The sequence below is a fragment of the Archangium gephyra genome, from assembly GCF_049060025.1.
GTDB classification, from domain to species: Bacteria; Myxococcota; Myxococcia; order Myxococcales; family Myxococcaceae; genus Archangium; species Archangium gephyra_A.
On sequence record NZ_JBMEQQ010000002.1, the window covers coordinates 2,934,208 to 2,950,043 of the forward strand.

13 protein-coding genes are annotated in these 15,836 nt (G+C 70.5%); 8 read left to right on the plus strand and 5 right to left on the minus strand.

The genetic code is table 11. The features are described 5' to 3' along the window. Window positions 1-143: 143 nt before the first annotated feature. The 4 genes from ACN28I_RS12615 to ACN28I_RS12630 all read right to left on the minus strand — a co-directional run bounded on the left by ACN28I_RS12615 (window position 144) and on the right by ACN28I_RS12630 (window position 7,567). Window positions 144-2,081, minus strand: coding sequence for a protein kinase domain-containing protein (locus ACN28I_RS12615; protein WP_420942286.1), 1,938 nt, complete (start codon window positions 2,079-2,081; stop codon window positions 144-146). 22 nt (window positions 2,082-2,103) lie between these two features. Further along, on the minus strand, window positions 2,104-3,969 hold the full coding sequence (locus tag ACN28I_RS12620) for a serine/threonine protein kinase (RefSeq protein ID WP_420942287.1): 1,866 nt from the start codon (window positions 3,967-3,969) through the stop codon (window positions 2,104-2,106). A 109-nt stretch (window positions 3,970-4,078) separates the two neighbouring features. Beyond that, window positions 4,079-4,456, minus strand: a complete 378-nt coding sequence (locus ACN28I_RS12625) for a hypothetical protein (RefSeq protein WP_420942288.1) — start codon at window positions 4,454-4,456, stop codon at window positions 4,079-4,081. A gap of 162 nt (window positions 4,457-4,618) precedes the next feature. Continuing rightward, the gene (locus ACN28I_RS12630) at window positions 4,619-7,567 is read right to left on the minus strand and encodes a choice-of-anchor D domain-containing protein (RefSeq protein WP_420942289.1); all 2,949 of its coding nucleotides are present in this window, start codon (window positions 7,565-7,567) and stop codon (window positions 4,619-4,621) included. 273 nt (window positions 7,568-7,840) lie between these two features. Here ACN28I_RS12630 and ACN28I_RS12635 point away from each other — a divergent pair, with 273 nt between their 5' ends. Both ACN28I_RS12635 and ACN28I_RS12640 read left to right on the plus strand, forming a co-directional pair. Continuing rightward, the gene (locus ACN28I_RS12635) at window positions 7,841-8,104 is read left to right on the plus strand and encodes a hypothetical protein (RefSeq protein ID WP_420942290.1); all 264 of its coding nucleotides are present in this window, start codon (window positions 7,841-7,843) and stop codon (window positions 8,102-8,104) included. 120 nt (window positions 8,105-8,224) lie between these two features. Beyond that, on the plus strand, window positions 8,225-8,866 hold the full coding sequence (locus ACN28I_RS12640; RefSeq protein ID WP_420942291.1) for a CDP-alcohol phosphatidyltransferase family protein: 642 nt from the start codon (window positions 8,225-8,227) through the stop codon (window positions 8,864-8,866). Between the two features lie 8 nt (window positions 8,867-8,874). On the opposite strand, the gene ACN28I_RS12645 is transcribed toward ACN28I_RS12640, so the two are convergent. Further along, window positions 8,875-9,228: a hypothetical protein gene (locus tag ACN28I_RS12645; protein ID WP_420942292.1), complete on the minus strand. Its 354-nt coding sequence runs from the start codon at window positions 9,226-9,228 to the stop codon at window positions 8,875-8,877. Between the two features lie 114 nt (window positions 9,229-9,342). On the opposite strand from ACN28I_RS12645, the gene thiD reads away from it, so the two are divergent. The 6 genes from thiD (at window position 9,343) to ACN28I_RS12675 (ending at window position 15,732) form a co-directional block, all read left to right on the plus strand. Next, on the plus strand, window positions 9,343-10,155 hold the full coding sequence (thiD, locus tag ACN28I_RS12650; RefSeq protein ID WP_420942293.1) for a bifunctional hydroxymethylpyrimidine kinase/phosphomethylpyrimidine kinase: 813 nt from the start codon (window positions 9,343-9,345) through the stop codon (window positions 10,153-10,155). A 33-nt stretch (window positions 10,156-10,188) separates the two neighbouring features. Next, window positions 10,189-11,682 (plus strand): MATE family efflux transporter, encoded by a 1,494-nt coding sequence (locus tag ACN28I_RS12655; protein WP_420942294.1) that lies wholly within the window; start codon window positions 10,189-10,191, stop codon window positions 11,680-11,682. Window positions 11,683-11,694: 12 nt separating this feature from the next. Continuing rightward, a complete protein-coding gene (locus ACN28I_RS12660; RefSeq protein ID WP_420942295.1) occupies window positions 11,695-13,203 on the plus strand; it encodes an ATP-binding protein in 1,509 nt (502 codons plus the stop codon). Between the two features lie 107 nt (window positions 13,204-13,310). Further along, window positions 13,311-13,895 (plus strand): TlpA family protein disulfide reductase, encoded by a 585-nt coding sequence (locus ACN28I_RS12665; protein WP_420942296.1) that lies wholly within the window; start codon window positions 13,311-13,313, stop codon window positions 13,893-13,895. A gap of 79 nt (window positions 13,896-13,974) precedes the next feature. Continuing rightward, entirely contained in the window at window positions 13,975-14,268 is a 294-nt protein-coding gene (locus ACN28I_RS12670; protein ID WP_420942297.1) for a hypothetical protein, read from the plus strand. A gap of 207 nt (window positions 14,269-14,475) precedes the next feature. Next, window positions 14,476-15,732 carry a hybrid sensor histidine kinase/response regulator gene (locus ACN28I_RS12675; RefSeq protein WP_420942298.1) on the plus strand — a complete coding sequence of 419 codons (1,257 nt, stop codon included), beginning with the start codon at window positions 14,476-14,478 and terminating at the stop codon, window positions 15,730-15,732. The last annotated feature ends 104 nt before the right edge of the window (window positions 15,733-15,836 follow it).

Below are 15,836 nucleotides of genomic sequence, written 5' to 3' on the forward strand. Positions count from 1 at the left end.
AGGCCATTGAATGCCAGAGAGCCCGGGAATCTGTCAACAAAAGCCTGTAGCAGCCGGTAGCACCGGGCGTACGAGGGCCCTGGCGCGCCGGGGTCAACCGGCGGCGCGGGGGTTACGGAGTCGGGAAGTGAACGGCGGGCGCGCTACTTGCGGGTCGCGTTGAACGCCTTCGTCACCCGGCCATTGGGGGTGATGGTGACGTCGAAGGACTCGGTGCGCGCGGGGTGCTTGAACGTCACCTTGTAGGTGCCCGGCGCGAGCCGGAGGTTCGCGGTCCCCTGCAGCTCCCGCCTGACGCGCTCGCCGCCGACATAGACGTCGGCATACGGCACGGCCTTGACGGTGAGCGTCCCCTCGGCCTGCGCGGCCGGAGCCTGCTTCGCCGGAGTCTGCCCCCCGGTCCCCGCCGGGGCCGGAGGAGCCTCGGACGGAGGCGTCACGGCCGCCACGGCACCGGCATCGGGCGACCCCGCGTCGGGCGCGTCCGCGAGAACGGGCTCGGGGGCGGGCGGCGGGGGAACCTCGGCCTTCGCCGGGGAGGAAGCGGAGGGAGCCGGCGCCGCACCTGGCTCCGGAGTGCCCGGTGCGGAGACGGACGCCTCGGGAGCCGGCGGCTTCGACGGCCCCACCAGGGCGGCCGCCCCACCGATGAGGACCACGGCCGCCACGCTCGCGCCGACCCACAGTCCCTTGCCCCCGCGCTTCGGCCCGTTAGCCGCCTGAGCGGAAGCCCCCGCGGGCATCACCTGGGCCGCCGGGACAGGAGCGGGAGCGGGAGCGGATTCGACGGCCACGGGCTCCAGCGAGCGCCCCTGCCCCGCCGGGCTGACCACGGGCATGGGGCGGGAGTTGCGCTCCCCCGGGGCCGAGGGCAGCGGCAGGGTGGAGCGCGGCGGGAGCGGGTCGCGGGACAGCACCTGGGTGGACGCGGAGACCAGGGACTCCTCGGGAGTCTCCGGGCGCACGGGCCTGTCACGCCCCGAGGCCGGGTTGGAGCCGGGCAGCACCGCGGTGGCCTCGCGAGCGGGCGCGGGCACCTGGGGAGCGGGCTCCGGCGCGCGCACGCCCGGGGTCGTCCCCGCCACGGGCACGCTGCCGGAGCGGCTGCGCTGCGAACGGTCCATCAGCGCGGACGGGACCGCGATGAACTGGGTGAGGGGCACGTCGAAGAGCCGCCGTATGAAGGTGCCCACGTCCGTCTCGTCCACGCTGGTCGCGCGGTGCAGCACGCACTGGGCGAGCGCGCGCTCCAGCTCGCCCGCGGACTGGTAGCGGGCCTCCGGGTCACGCTCGAGCGCGGTGCACACCACCCGGTCCAGCTCCTCGGGCACGTCCGGGTTGAGGCGGGCCGGCGGCGCGATGACGCTCTCCTGCACCGCCCGGAGCACGGCCATCTCCGAGTCCCCGTCGAACAACCGGCCCCCGGTGAGCATCTCCCAGAGCACCACGCCCAGCGCGAAGACGTCCGTGCGCGCATCCACCACCTCGCCGCGCGCCTGCTCCGGGGACATGTACGCGAACTTGCCCTTGAGCACGCCCGGCTGCGTCAGCTTGTTGCTGGCCTTGGCGATGCCGAAGTCGGTGAGCTTCACCGCGCCGTCGTAGGACAGCAGCACGTTGTGCGGGGTGACATCCCGGTGCACCAGGTGCACCAGCTCCCCGTCCGAGGACTTGAGCCGGTGCGCGTAGTGCAGCCCGGCCGCCACCTGCGCGCCGATGTGCGCCACCAGCACCGGCGGCACGGAGATGCCCTTCTCCCGGCAGCGCTTGCGCAAATCCCACAGCGAGCAGCCGCGCACGTACTCCATCGCCAGGTAGTACGAGTCCTCGTGCTTGGCGAAGTCGAAGATCTGCACCACGTTGGCGTGGTTGAGCCCCGAGGCCAGCCGCGCCTCCGCGATGAACATCTGCACGAAGCTCTCGTCGTCCGACAGGAACGAGCGCACGCGCTTGATGACGACTTCCTTCTCGAAGCCCTCGGCGCCCGTGGAGGTGGCCAGGTAGATTTCAGCCATTCCTCCCTCGGCGAGCTTGCGCTTGACGACGTACTTGCCGATGGGGGTGCCTGCTTCGAGTGTCACGGCGGAGATCCTGGAGAACGGGCTAGAACTTCACGACCACTTTGGTGTGGCCGTTGGGCTTCACTTCGACCCGCTGGGTACGCGTCCCCAATTCCGGGTTGGAGAACCTGCACTCGTACACGCCCGCGGTGAAGTGGACGTCCGGCAGCGGGGTGCTGCCCAGGTTGCGCCCACCGCAGGACACCTCGGCCCACGGGGTGACCGCGAAGCGCACCGTGCCCCGGCGAGACTCCTGCGGCGCCGTACGCTCCACCGTGCCCGTGGCGAGCCGCTCGGGCTCCGGCTTCGGCTCTTCCCGGGCCGGGGGAACGGGCGCGGCCCCCGCGGGCTTCGTCTCCTCGACGGAGGGCGCGGATGGCTCGGCGGCGGGCCGCGAGGGCTCCGGCGCGGCGGGCTGCGCCACGGGCCCCGCCGCCACCCGGGAAGGCTCGGAGCGCAGGGCCAACCACCCGCCCAGGCCCACGCCCACGAAGAGTCCCAGGCCCACCGCCAGCAGGGCGAGCCGGTACGGCTTCCGGGGGGGCGCCTCGGCGGGAGGAGGCACGGCCGGCTGACGCGACCGGCTCGACCTCGGCGCCAACGTCTTCTCGGGATCGGACGCCTCGGAGCGCGACTCCTCCGTGGGCTCGGGAGCAGGGGTCCGGCGCCGTCCGGGCTTGTCGGAGGAGAAGGAACGCGGCTCCTCCCCGAGCTCGAGAGCCGGAGCCCGGCGGATGTCCACGGTGCGCCGGGGCTGGGGCTCCAGGGCCTTGCGCTCCGAGGAGCCACGCGGATCACGCCGGCCCGGGGTGCGCTGCGAGGGACGCTCCGGTGGCGGCACGTGCGTGTCCGCCTTGCGCGGTGCCGCCATCGTCTCCACGCCGGACTTCTCGGGCGCCTTCTCGGGCGTCTTGCCAACGCCGGCGGGCGAGCCGGAATCGGCCTCCTCCACCAGCACATCCCCCAGCCGGGCCTCCTCGGCCAGCCGCGCGGCGTACAGCTCCTTCATGAAGGCCGCCACGTGCGCCGTGGACGACGGCAACTGGTGCGAGAGCAGCCAGTCCTCCAGCGCGAGCTGGAGCTGCAGCGCCTCCGCGTACCGGTCCTCCGGCTCGCGCGTCAGCGCCTTCATGACGATGGGATCCAGGTCCTTGGGCACCCGCGGGTTGATCTGCGAGGGCAGAGCGATCTCGCAATCCGCCACCGCCTGCAGCGTGGCCATGTCCGTGAGGCGCTTGAAGAGGCGCATCCCGGTGAGCAGCTCGTAGAGCACCACGCCCAGCGCGAAGATGTCCGTGCGGCAGTCCAGGTTCTTCTGCCCGGCGGCCTGCTCCGGCGCCATGTACGAGTACTTGCCCTTGAGCACCCCCGAGCGCGTCACGGTGGCCTGGTCCGCCGCCTTGGCGATGCCGAAGTCCACCACCTTCACCCGCCCCTCGAACGTCAGGAGGATGTTCTGCGGGGAGATGTCCCGGTGGACGATGCCCAGCGGCTTGCCCTGCGCGTCCTTCTGCTTGTGCGCATGGTCCAGGCCCGCGCAGGCCTCGATCATGATGCGGCACACCAGCGGCACCGGAATGAGCTGGCCGCTGCGCTCCGCGCGCTTCCACACGCGCCGCAAGTCCTCGCCGTGGATGTACTCCATGGCGATGAAGAAGCTGTCGTCCTGCGCCCCCAGATCGTAGATGTCGACGATGTTGGGGTGATCCAACCGGGCCGCGATGCGCGCCTCGTCCAGGAACATCCGGACGAAGTCCTCGTTCTCCGCCAGGTGCGGGAGGATGCGCTTGATGACCAGCAGCTTCTCGAAGCCCTCGGGCCCCCGCTGGCGCGCAAGGTAGATCTGCGCCATGCCTCCCATGGCGAGCCGCTTGAGGAGCTGGTATTTGCCGTAGTTCTCGTTCGACACGGTGCGGCGGGCAACACCCGGAGGCCAAAGGGGCCCCGAGCGTAAGCGCCCCGGCCGGGAGGGTCAAACGTCCTGTCGCACTTTTCCCCGCACGCCCCCCCTTACCGCACTACCCGCCGCGGCGGGCCGGGGCTCTGACCTGGCGGGTCTCCCTCATGAGGGCTTCCAGCTCGTCCAGGTGCCGCTGCAGCACCGGCATCAGCAGGGGCGCGGCATCCACCCGGTCGAACAAATCCAGCACCCGGTCCACCTTGCGCTCGATCTCCGCGGCCCGGGCCGTGCTGATGCGGCGCAGGAGCAGATCCACGCCCGCCTCCATGAGCACGCGGGCGACCGCGTCACGGGAGACGAGCGGCTCGTCCTGCCGGCGCTGCCCTCCGCCCTCGATGACACGCAAGCCGCCAGGCGAGCGGGCGGATGGCGTGGATGCGTGGCGGGTGAGCGGGCGCTCGGGCGTGGAATTGTCTTCGTGCTGTCGGGAGCTCACCGTCGCCTCCTGCTGCGGGGACGCCCTCAGGGTACTCAGCATGGGTTGCCCTCCAATTTTCCGGTCAACCGCACAGACCGATGCAGAGCTGTAGCACCCAGGGCCGACATGTCCCTTCCGGAGCCGGTTTACCGGCTCCGGAGCGCTCCCCCGCCGCACTGCTCAGCGGCAGGCGCGGCGGTAGTAGACCTCCACCTTCGCGCCCGGAGCGGGCGCCGTGGAGAAGACGACGCTGTTGGTGGCGCCGTCGTAGGTCCATCCAGTAACCGCGGTTCCATTCACGCGCACCGCGATGCTGCCGGCGTCTGGCGGCTCGCTGAGCGGGAAGCGGTCCTGGGCGGAGAACGCCTTGGTGGCCACCGAGCGGAGCAGCGGCGCGTAGTCCGCGGCGCACGCGGAGAGCACCTCGCCACCGGTGCGGGAGGCGGCCTCGGCGTAGCGCGTCCCGGCGCCGCCCGAGGTGGGGCAGCCCGAGGCCGTGGGCGCGATGGCATAGATGGTCATGCGCTGCGGCTGGTTCTCGCCCTTGCGCGTGCGGAGGAAGCGCACGTAGGTGTCCACGCTGTCGGGCGAGTGGTCATCCTCGTCGCCCATGAAGACGACCACCAGCGCCGCCTCGTCGCGCAGGAAGCCCAGGTTGCCGTCGTTCTTCGGAGGCGTGCGCACGTCGTCCGCGTTGTTCACCAGCGGCGGCGACAGGGCGCGCCGCACGGCCTCGAAGCCCTGCTCCACCTGGGCGCACTGGCCCACGTTCACGTTCTGCTGCAGCACGGACGCCAGGCCCGGCGTGCGGTTCGTCAGGATGCGCGGCCGGCTGTTGTCCACCGGGACGAAGCGGCCCGCCTCTCCACCGTTGGCCCCGCCGGGGCACGCGGCGGAGGCCTCGTCGATGCCCGTGGTGGTGACCGCCACGTGCAGGTCCACGCCCTTGCCCAGGGCCGCGTCGGCGAAGGCGGGCATGGCCGCCACGATGCGCGGCTGCTCCTCCACCATGGACGCGGTGTTGTCCACCACGAAGAGCACGTCCACCTTGGAGCCGTCCTGCTGGATGAACGTGTCCGTCTTGTCCATGCGCCTGGAGGACTCGCCGATGAGCGGGACGAGCAGCGGCACCGGCAGATCCGACGAGTCCACGAAGAGCGGCGACATGTTGAGCCCGTACACCTGGGCCAGGTAGCCCACCGTCACGGTGAAGCCGTCGTTCGAGTCCAGCGTGAAGGGCGTGGCCGGTGCGTCGTGGAGCTCGAACTCCCCATCCGTGGTGCCCGGGCCGATGAGGACGTTGGACACCGTCACCGGCGAGCGGCAGGCGTTGAGGTAGTTCACCTCGCGCGGGGCCGGAGCGCAGTCCGGGCGCGACACGCCGTAGTCCACGAAGCGCGGCGAGGCCACCAGGCACGCGTTCTGCGAGTGGGCCATCAGCGGCACCCGCACCACCGGAGTGGCGGGATCCGCCGGCTCGAACTGCACCACCCCCGTGAAGTCACCCCCCGTCACGGGCGAGCGGAAGGCCACCATGTAGCTGAAGTAGTCCCCCGGATAGATGATGACGCCGTCCAGCGCGCCGCCGGGCAGGCTGAACACCCCGCCCCCGTCGTCGCTCAGGCGGATGTTCTTCACCGCGCAGAGGTCCGTGCCGGTGTTGGCCACCTTCACGCCCAGCACCGCGCCATACCCCGGCTCCACCGTGCCGAAGTCCACCTCCGCCGGCGTGACAGCCAGCCGGCAGGGCAGGTGCGGCTCGGCCAGGCCCGTGAAGTTCATCTCCGTGGTGCTGCCCGTGTACACGTCCGTCGTCATCAGCAGCCGGCCCGCCGCGGCGCCCTCGCGCATGGGCTCGTAGAAGACCTTGAAGTTCACCTCCTCACCGGGCAACAGCCGGTGTGGCAGCGCCAGCGGGGCCACGTTGAACTGGACGTCCGCGTCCGGGTGCCCGTCCGCCGATTGGAACTCGAGCCCGTAGAGGGTGAGCGGCCCCCCGTTGGCGGCACCGCAGTTCTTCACGTTGACGGTCACCGCCGTCTTCGAGCCCCTCGGCTGGCGCCCGAAGTCATGGGCCAGGGGCGACACACACAGCTCCGCCGCGCCGCCATAGCCGCGCAGCGCCACGTCCGTGGTGGGGTGGCGCTTGCTCACCACGTGGAAGAAGGCCATGTCCTCGGCCGGCCCCATGTGGCCCGGGCTGTAACGCAGCTCCCAGGTGCGCGTCTCGCCGCCCTCCAGCACCAGCGGCAGCCCCGGGGCGCCATGGCTGAAGGAGGCATCCCGGCCCTCCAGCTTCAGCTCCGTGATCGTCATGGGCTCCGTGCTGAGGTTGCGCAGGCGCGCCAGCCGGAAGCTGTCCTTGTCCACGGGAATGGAGCCGAAGTCGAGCAGCGGCGGCTCGGCCACCACCGCCTGCTCCAGCGACTCGGCCGCCACCTGCACCGCCACGTCCGAGCAGCCCCTGCACGGCGACACCGCCAGCGCCACCTGCTTGCGGCCCACCCGCCCCGGCGAGAAGGTAATGGGTACCTCGCGCTGCTCCCCAGGCCCCAGCGTCACCGGCGCCGAGGTGAACTCGTCCCGGTCCGCTCCCACCAGCTTCGGCAACACCTCCACCGGCATGTCCGTGGGGTTGTTGACCGTGAAGGTGAGCGTCTTGGAGGAGTCGGCCTCGATGCGCCCGAAGTCCAGCCGCCGCGGCGTCACGCGCGCCCAGGCATCCACCCCGCTGCCCTGCAACGGCACGCGGATGAGCGGCTCCTTCTTCGAGTCCGAGCGCACCACCAGCGTGGCCGGCAGCGTCCCTTCCCCCTGCGGCGTGAAGCGCACCCGCAGCGAGCAATCCCCGCCCGGAACGAGCGAGTGCGGCCCCTCGTGGGTGAAGTCCACCTGCCAGGTCCCCGGGGGACCTTCCACCCAGGCCTCGTCCACGATGATGCGGGAGCGCCCCACGTTGCGCAGCACCACTTCCGCTTCGCGCCCGTCGAAGATCGCCACCCGCTGGAAGTCCAACCCACCCGGCGTCGCCGTCAGCCTGCCATCGGCAATGGCCGGACGGTCACGATCGGCACACCCCGTCAGCACCGACAACACTGCGAGGACACACAGGCCCCAGCGCCTGCTCATGGATCCCATTCCCCTTCCCCACCCCACCCTGCGCCCACCCACCCGGAGCCCCTGCGAGGGACCCGGAGGAATCAGGGTGCGAAGCTAGGCACCCAGGGTGGGGGGGGCAACGCCCACCCCGCTCCCTCCGTCCGGGACAGGCATTCCCCCGCGACTCCCACCTGCGCGCGTGTCCGCTACCGGGCGGAACGGCACGACCCGCGTCCGATAGAGGACCGGCACGTCGCTTGCTCTCTTCCGCCCTGGACACAGCACGAAACGGAGGGACGCGTCATGAACGAGCGACAGATGCGCGACTGGATGAAGGAGAACCTCGGCCGGCTGAAAACCCTGCGCGATGAGATCCGCGTGGACATCCACCTGGCCGGCATGGAGGCCCGGGAGAAGTGGAAGGAGCTGGAGCCCGTGGTGCGCGACGCGGAGAAGCTCGCCGAGGACGTGACGGACGTGTCGCAGCGGGCCATGGAGGAGCTGGTGGAGAAGTTCCGCGGCTTCCGCGAGGCGGTCCGCCACCACCGGCCGGGCGGGCAGGCGTAGCGGAGGGCCGGCTCACGGCCCGTGCAATTCCTGCGCACCGCCCCGCAAAGAAAGCGGCGAAGGCCGCAAGATGCGCTAAGCCTCGGGTTCCACGCCCCCCGGGGGCCGCGGAGGGAAAGCATGCCGACGGAGTCGCCGCAGAAACGTGAGCCGCGCCACTTCTCGATGATTCGCACCTTCACGCCGGCGGACTTCGTCACGCTGGGCAATGCCTTCTCGGGCGCGGGCTCCATCCTGGCGCAGATGCAGTACCTGGCCACCGGGATGCACCACTGGCTGTGGCTGGCCTTCGGGCTGCTGCCGCTGGCCTTCATCCTCGATGCCCTAGACGGCCGCATCGCGCGCTGGCGCTTCCAGTCCTCGCCACTGGGGGCGGATCTGGACTCGCTCTCGGACGTCGTCTCCTTCGGCATGGCGCCCGCGGCGCTGGCCTTCGCCATGGGGCTGCGCGGCGCGCTGGACGTGGCGGTGCTGCTCTACTTCGTGGGCTGCGGCATCAGCCGCCTGGCGCGCTTCAACGTCACCGCGGCCACCCTCTCGGACAACACGGGCAAGGTGAAGTACTTCGAGGGCACCCCCATCCCCACCAGCCTGGCGCTGGTGATGGTGCTCGCCTTCTTCTTCTGGAAGGGCCAGACCGGGGACTCGCTCCCCTTCGGCGTGTGGGACGTGGGCCCCTTCCAGTTCCACCCCATCGTGCTGCTCTACTTCGCCAGCGGCAGCGCGATGATCAGCAAGACGCTGCGCATCCCGAAGTTCTGAGGCGGCGCTCAGTCCTGATCGGGCTTGGGCATCTGGCCGAAGCCCTGGAAGATGGACTGGACGGTGTTCATCAGGGACATGCGTGACATCTCCCGGACGGCCTGCTCCTCCGGGGACATGGCGGGGGCGGCCGCGTCCTGGGTGGAACCGGCGGCAGCCTCCTTCCGGGCGGCGGAGACCGTCTGGGAGACGATGTCGCGGCCGGAGACGAGGGGGGCGTTGGCCGGGCGGATCGCCACGGCGCCGCTGGCGCTCGCCTGCACGCGCGAGAGGAAGCTCGTGCGGGAGGCCGCGCCCGCCGAGGACGAGGCCGTCGTCGAGGTGGGCAGGCGGGGACCGGTCAGGCCGTTGATGGTGGACATGGAGTCTCCAGGGGGACACCGCCCGTACGGGTGGGAAGTCCGAATTCCATTATCGCCGAAGCCGCCCCAGAAGTTGCGTGGAGACGGCACTCCCTCGGAATTATGTTCCCCCCCATGGAGCACCCCAGGAAGGTAGCGACCGCGCTCACGATCGCGGGCTCGGATAGTGGTGGTGGCGCGGGCATCCAGGCGGACCTGCGCACCTTCTCGTTCCACCGCGTCCATGGCACCAGCGCCCTCACCGCGCTGACGGCCCAGAACACGCTCGGCGTCACCCGGGTGGACGTCATGCCCCCCGAGTCCGTCGCCGCCCAGATCGACGCCGTCGCCTCGGACATCGGCATCGGCGCCGCCAAGACGGGCATGCTCGTCAACCGGGCGATCATCTCCACCGTGGCCGAGCGCGTCCGGACGCTCGGCATCACCCCGCTCGTCGTGGATCCCGTCATGGTGTCCCGCGCGGGCTCCCGCCTCATCGACGACGAGGCCGTGTCGGCCCTGCGCGACCAGCTCCTCCCCCTGGCCACCCTCGTCACCCCCAACCGGCACGAGGCGCAGCTTCTCGCGGGCCTGGAGTTCCACACGCTGGAGGACATGCGGGAGGCCGCGCGCCGCATCCACCGGCTCGGGCCCAGGGCGGTGCTCGTCAAGGGCGGCGCCATGCCGGGCTCCCTGTGCGGCACCGACGTCTGGTTCGACGGCGAGCGCTTCGAGACGCTGCACCTGGCCTCGCTGGAGACGCGCAACACGCACGGCACCGGGTGCACGCTGTCCGCGGCCATCGCCGCCAACCTCGCCCTGGGGCTCGGACTGCTCGAGGCCACCCGGCAGGCCAAGCAGTATGTCACCCGGGCCCTCCAGCACCCGCTCGCGATCGGCCGGGGCAATGGTCCCATCGGCCATTTCTTCCCGCTGCTGGATTCCTGAGAATCCAGAGGCGCTTCGGGCTATGTGGGGCCCATGAGCGCACATGAAGGCCCTGCCCCGAGTCTCTGGGACTCCCTGAAGGAAGCCGTCCGGGGGACCGAGCAGGACTTCACCGAGGCCCCCGTGGGACGGGCCATCCTGCTGCTGTCCGTCCCCATGGTCCTCGAGATGTTGATGGAGTCCGTCTTCGCCCTCGTGGACGTGTTCTTCGTGTCCCGCCTGGGCTCCGAGGCCATCGCCACCGTCGGGCTCACCGAGTCCATCCTCGCGCTGCTGTACGCCCTGGCCATGGGGTTGAGCATCGGGGCCACGGCGATGATCGCCCGGCGCACCGGCGAGAAGGATCCGGACGCGGCCGCACGCGTGGCCGTGCAGACCATCGCCCTGGGCGTGCTCGTCTCCGTGCCCATCGCCGTGGCCGGCGTGGTGTTCGCCCAGCCCCTGCTCGCGCTGCTCGGCGGCTCACGCTGGGTCGTGGAAGAGGGGTACCGCTACACGCAGATCCTCCTGGGCGGCAACGTCATCATCCTCCTGCTCTTCCTCATCAACGCCATCTTCCGCGGCGTGGGCGATGCCGCCGTGTCCATGCGCGTGCTCGGGCTCGCCAACGCGCTCAACATCCTCCTGTGCCCGTGTCTCGTGCTCGGCCTGGGGCCCTTCCCGGAGCTGGGCGTGGTGGGCGCGGCCCTGGCGACCACGATCGGCCGCGGGGTGGGTGTCTGCTACCAGTTCTACCGGCTCTTCCGGGGCACCAGCCGGGTGTCCATCCGCCGCGAGCACCTGCACTTCGAGCCGGCCACCCTGCTCGCCATGCTGAGGCTGTCGGGCAGCGCCGTGTTCCAGACGATGCTGGGCACCGCGAGCTGGACGGTGCTGGTGCGCATCGTGGCGGCGGCCGGCAGTGCCGCGGTGGCGGGCTACACCATCGGCATGCGCATCATCCTGTTCGCCCTCCTGCCCTCGTGGGGGATGAGCAACGCCGCGGCCACGCTGGTGGGACAGAACCTGGGCGCCCGCAGGCCCGAGCGCGCCGAGCAGGCCGTCTGGCGCGCGGGCCTCTACAACATGGTGTTCCTCGGCTCGGTGGGGCTCGGCTTCATCCTCTTCGCCGAGCCGCTGATCTCCACCTTCACCCAGGACCCCGAGGTGGCCGCCATCGCCGTGCGCTGCCTGCGCGTCGTGAGCGCCGGCTTCCTCTTCTATGCCTACGGCATGGTGCTCACCCAGGCGCTCAACGGAGCAGGTGATACCACCACCCCGATGCTGCTCAACCTCCTGTGCTTCTGGGTACTGGAGCTTCCCGCTCGCCTGGCTGCTGACCGGGCCCCTGAAGCTGGGGCCCACGGGGGCCTTCGTCTCCATCGCCGTCGCCTTCTCCGCCTTCGCCCTGCTGGGCGCCTGGGTGTTCCGCCGAGGACGCTGGAAACAGCACCGCGTGTAAGGCCGGCAGCACTCCGAGCATGCGAGCTTGGACATATTCCCAGGTGGACCGATGATGGAGCCGGTCCGCGCCCCCAAGCGGGTTAGCATGGTGAAACGATGAGCAAAGCCGTCTCGGGCCGCCGACCGGACTCAGCCCAGGGTCGCACCCGCTCGCGTGCGCTCGTGGCCGAGCGGGCGCTCCATGCCAGCAACAGCCTGCTCCAGGCGCTCACCGAGGCCCAGCTCGAGTTCATCGAGGGCAGTGAGGCCCATCACCTGTTCGACAAGCTGCTCGCCGTGCTGCTGGAGTTGACGGAGAGCGAGTACGGCTTCATCGGCGAGGTGCTCCGGGATGCGCAAGGCGCCCCCTATGTGCGCACCCATGCCATCACCCACGGCCTGGAGCTCCGCAACCTCGAGACGCTCTTCGGCCGGGTGCTCACCACCGGCGAGGCCGTGGTCACCAACGAGCCCCAGACGGACCCCCATGCGGGCGGCCTCCCTCCGGGCTACCCGCCCCTGAATGCGTTCCTCGGCCTGCCCCTCAAGTCCGGCGACGAGCTGGTGGGCACGGTGGGCATCGCCAACCGCCCCGGCGGCTACGGCCCGGAGCTCATCGAGTTCCTCCAGCCCTTCGTCGCCACCTGCTGCAGCATCATCCTGGGCTGGCGCGGCCGGCAGCAGCAGCGCGACACCGAGGAGTTGCTGCGCCAGCGCGAGGAGGAGCTCCAGCGCCACCGGGATCACCTGGAGGAGCTGGTGCAGAGCCGCACCGAGTCGCTGCTCCACACCACCGTGGCGCTCGAGGAGCGCCAGGCCCAGCTCCTCCACTCCGAGCGCATGGCCTCGCTGGGACAGCTCGTGGCCGGCATCGCCCATGAGATCAACAACCCGCTGGGCTACATCACCAGCAACCTGACCACCCTCACCCAGTACCTCTCGGTCTTCACCGAGCTGCTCAAGCTCTACCGCGAGCTGGCGGACGGGCTCGGCCCGGAGTCCCAGGGCCCCCAGGCCGAGCTGCTCGCGCGCATCCGCACCCTCCAGGAGCAGGAGGATCTCGACTACCTCCTGGGCGATGTGACCGACCTGCTCAACGACTCGCGCGAAGGTTCCCACCGCGTGGCGGACATCGTGCAGAGCCTGAAGGCCTTCGTCCGGGAAGACTCCAAGCAGCCGGAGCTGGTGGACGTGAACAAGGAGCTGGCCACCACGCTCAAGGTGGTGTGGAACCAGCTCAAGTACCGGTGCGAGGTGAAGTGCGATTACGCCCAGGTGCCTCCCATCCTCGGCCGCCCCGCCCAGCTCAACCAGGTGTTCACCCACCTCCTGCTCAACGCCGTCCAGGCCATTCCCGAGCGCGGCGTCATCCACGTCACCACCCTGCACGAGGGGGACGAGGTGCTCGTACGCATCACCGACACGGGCCACGGGATGAGGCCGGAGGTGCTCACCAAGATCTTCAGCCCGTTCTTCACCACCAAACCGCCCGGCAAGGGCGCCGGGCTGGGCCTGTCCATCAGCGAGGGCATCGTCTCGAACCACAAGGGCCGCATCGAGGTGCAGAGCCAGTTCGGCCAGGGCAGCACCTTCACCCTCCGGCTCCCCATCGCCCAGGATTTCTGAGCGGGCGCCCGGTCCGCCCGCCCGCCCAGGGACCCGGCCACCGGGCTCCGGCCACCCCGCCGTCACATTCTACGAAGAGCCGCATCCATCTCCACGAGGAGGAGTGCATGCCGGAGCTTCGAGCAACCCGTGCCGGGTGGAAGGTGCTGCTCACGGCCAGCGCCCTGGCGCTTCCCGCGTGGGCCTCGGACAGGCCCGGCGTGGGAGAGCCCCTGCCCGGCTTCACGGCCAGGGATCTCCTCGGCAAGGAGCACTCGAGCCGGGAGTACCAGGGCCGGCCCACGCTGCTCGTCGCCATCACCGACAAGGACGCGGGGGAGGAAATGCGGCGGTGGTTCGAGGCCGCGGACCAGCACCTCCCCGCGCGCATCCAGCGCGAGTCCGTCATCTCCCTCCAGTTGCCCTTCTTCGTGGGCACGGGCACGGTGCGCCGCCGCGTGCAGGAGCAGGTGCCCCGGCCCTTCTGGGATGACACCCTGCTCGACCGAGATGGCTCCCTCGCCGACACGCTGGGCCTCGGCTCCAGCGAGCTGCCCTCCGTCTTCGCCCTCGATGCCCAGGGCCGGGTGCTCGCCGTGGTGCGGGGCAAGGCCGATTCGCCTCAGGCCTCGCGCATCTGGTCATCGCTCAACAGCACCCCGCCCCCGAATACATCCCCTCCAGGCGCCCCACATGGCTCCGGTGAGAAATGAGAAATGACGCAACCCAAAACCCGTCACTTGCGATAATCTAATGACCGCTTTTCTTGGCTTGTGAGACCGGAGGCTCAGCATGTGGATCGAAACCATTGTCATGCCCCGGGAAGAGCCCGCCGCCCACTACCGCCCCGCGCCCCAGCGGGACCGGGCGGCCCTCCAGGCCGAGGCGTGCGCCATGGGTGAGCAGTTTCGCGACACCGTGGTGAGCTACCTCCAGTCCCATGCGCTGATGGACTCGGTGAAATGGGTCAGCGACCCGGGCAGCATCCCCCTGGTGACGCTCCACTGCACCTCCGGCGTGTTGGAATCGCTCCAGAAGGATCCCCGCTTCGAAGCGGGCCGCTCCCTGACGTTCCCGGCCTACTGAAGCCCCCCCCCACGACTGACGGTGGTAGACGTCTACCCCTGAGGTGTGCGTTCCCCCTACATCGCGAACATTCGCGCGCCTGCCGGATGAAGGTGCCCGCCACCGGTGTTCCCTGGTGCGCCCAGTGCGAGGCGGGCAGGTGTTGAGGGGGTGCGTGCCCAGACCTGCTCGCCGTGTCCTTTCTTCTTCGACGGAACAGGGAGAGCGGTGTCGTCCAGCAAGCTTTCACGGTTGGGGCCGCCCCGGGCGGCGGATGCGTTCAACGCCGAGCCGGTGCGTGCCCGTATCCTCTTGGTGGACGACGTTCCGGCCAACCTGCTCGCGTTGCAGGCCATCCTGGAGCCCCTGGAGCAGGAGGTGGTGCTGGCGCACTCGGGAGACGAGGCCCTGCTGCAGCTCCTCCAGAAGGATTTCGCCTGCATCCTCATGGACGTGCAGATGCCAGGGCTCACCGGCCTGGAGACGGCCGCGCTCATCCGCTCGCGCGAGCGCACCCGGCATATTCCCCTCCTCTTCATCACCGCGCTCAGCCGCGAGGCGGCCTACATCACCCGCGGCTACGAGCAGGGCGCGGTGGACTACCTGCTCAAGCCGGTGGATCCGGACATCCTGCGCTCCAAGGTGCAGGTCTTCGTGGACCTCTACCTGCGGGGCGAGCAACTCAAGCGCCAGGCGCTGGAGCTCGCCGAGCACCGCCGCGCCCAGGAGGAGTTCGAGCGCGCGGCCGAGCTGGAGCAGCAGCTCGTGGGCATCGTCGGCCACGACATCCGCACGCCCTTGTCCGCCATCCTCGCCACGGCGCAGACCCAGTTGGCGTCGGACCACCTCGAGCCGGCCCAGCGCAGGGCCTTCGAGCGCGTGGAGCGGGGGGGCGAGCGCATCCGGCAGATCGTGGATCTGCTGCTCGACTTCACCCGCGCCCGCCTCGGCGGCGGCATCCCGGTGTCCCGCCGTCCCGGGGATCTCAACGAGATGTGCCGGAGGGTCGCCGACGAGCTCCAGGCCGCGCGCCCGCAGCGGCTCCTCCTGTGTGACCTCGCCCCCGGCGTGCTGCAGGGAGAGTGGGACCAGGCGCGGCTGGCGCAGGTGCTCGCCAACCTGCTGGACAACGCGTTCAAGTACAGCCCCGACCACACGCCCGTGCGGCTCTCCACCCGGGAGCAGGACGCGGAGAGCGTGCTCCTCGAGGTGAGCAACCAGGGAGCGCCCATCCCCGAGCACCTGCTGCCCCTGCTCTTCGAGCCCTTCCGGCGGGGAGAGACGCCGGCCGGGACGGAGCGCACGAGCCTGGGACTCGGGCTCTACATCGCCCAGGATCTCGTGCGGGCCCACGGCGGCTCCATCACCGTGCGCTCCACCGCCGAGGAGGGAACGACGTTCCGCGTCTGCCTCTCGCGCCACCCCCTGACCGCGGGCCGCTCCTGCGACAAGGGTCCGGAGGACACCCTCTCCCTGACCGCGTGAGGGCCTCCCCTCCCGGAGAGAGCGGTCATTCCTTCACCTTTCTTCCTGAAAAAAAGCCACGGGTCCGGGGTGTCCCGCCGGACAGGTGCGGAGATCCGCAGGGA

What these genes read in the sequence shown, in the direction of transcription:
- ACN28I_RS12635 (WP_420942290.1), top strand. Translation starts at nt 7,841, where the DNA reads ATGAACGAGCGACAGATGCGCGACTGGATGAAGGAGAACCTCGGCCGG.
- ACN28I_RS12640 (WP_420942291.1), top strand. Translation starts at nt 8,225, where the DNA reads ATGCCGACGGAGTCGCCGCAGAAACGTGAGCCGCGCCACTTCTCGATG.
- ACN28I_RS12665 (WP_420942296.1), top strand. Translation starts at nt 13,311, where the DNA reads ATGCCGGAGCTTCGAGCAACCCGTGCCGGGTGGAAGGTGCTGCTCACG.
- ACN28I_RS12660 (WP_420942295.1), top strand. Translation starts at nt 11,695, where the DNA reads ATGAGCAAAGCCGTCTCGGGCCGCCGACCGGACTCAGCCCAGGGTCGC.
- ACN28I_RS12630 (WP_420942289.1), bottom strand. Translation starts at nt 7,567, where the DNA reads ATGAGCAGGCGCTGGGGCCTGTGTGTCCTCGCAGTGTTGTCGGTGCTG.
- ACN28I_RS12670 (WP_420942297.1), top strand. Translation starts at nt 13,975, where the DNA reads ATGTGGATCGAAACCATTGTCATGCCCCGGGAAGAGCCCGCCGCCCAC.
- ACN28I_RS12645 (WP_420942292.1), bottom strand. Translation starts at nt 9,228, where the DNA reads ATGTCCACCATCAACGGCCTGACCGGTCCCCGCCTGCCCACCTCGACG.
- ACN28I_RS12655 (WP_420942294.1), top strand. Translation starts at nt 10,189, where the DNA reads ATGAGCGCACATGAAGGCCCTGCCCCGAGTCTCTGGGACTCCCTGAAG.
- thiD (WP_420942293.1), top strand. Translation starts at nt 9,343, where the DNA reads ATGGAGCACCCCAGGAAGGTAGCGACCGCGCTCACGATCGCGGGCTCG.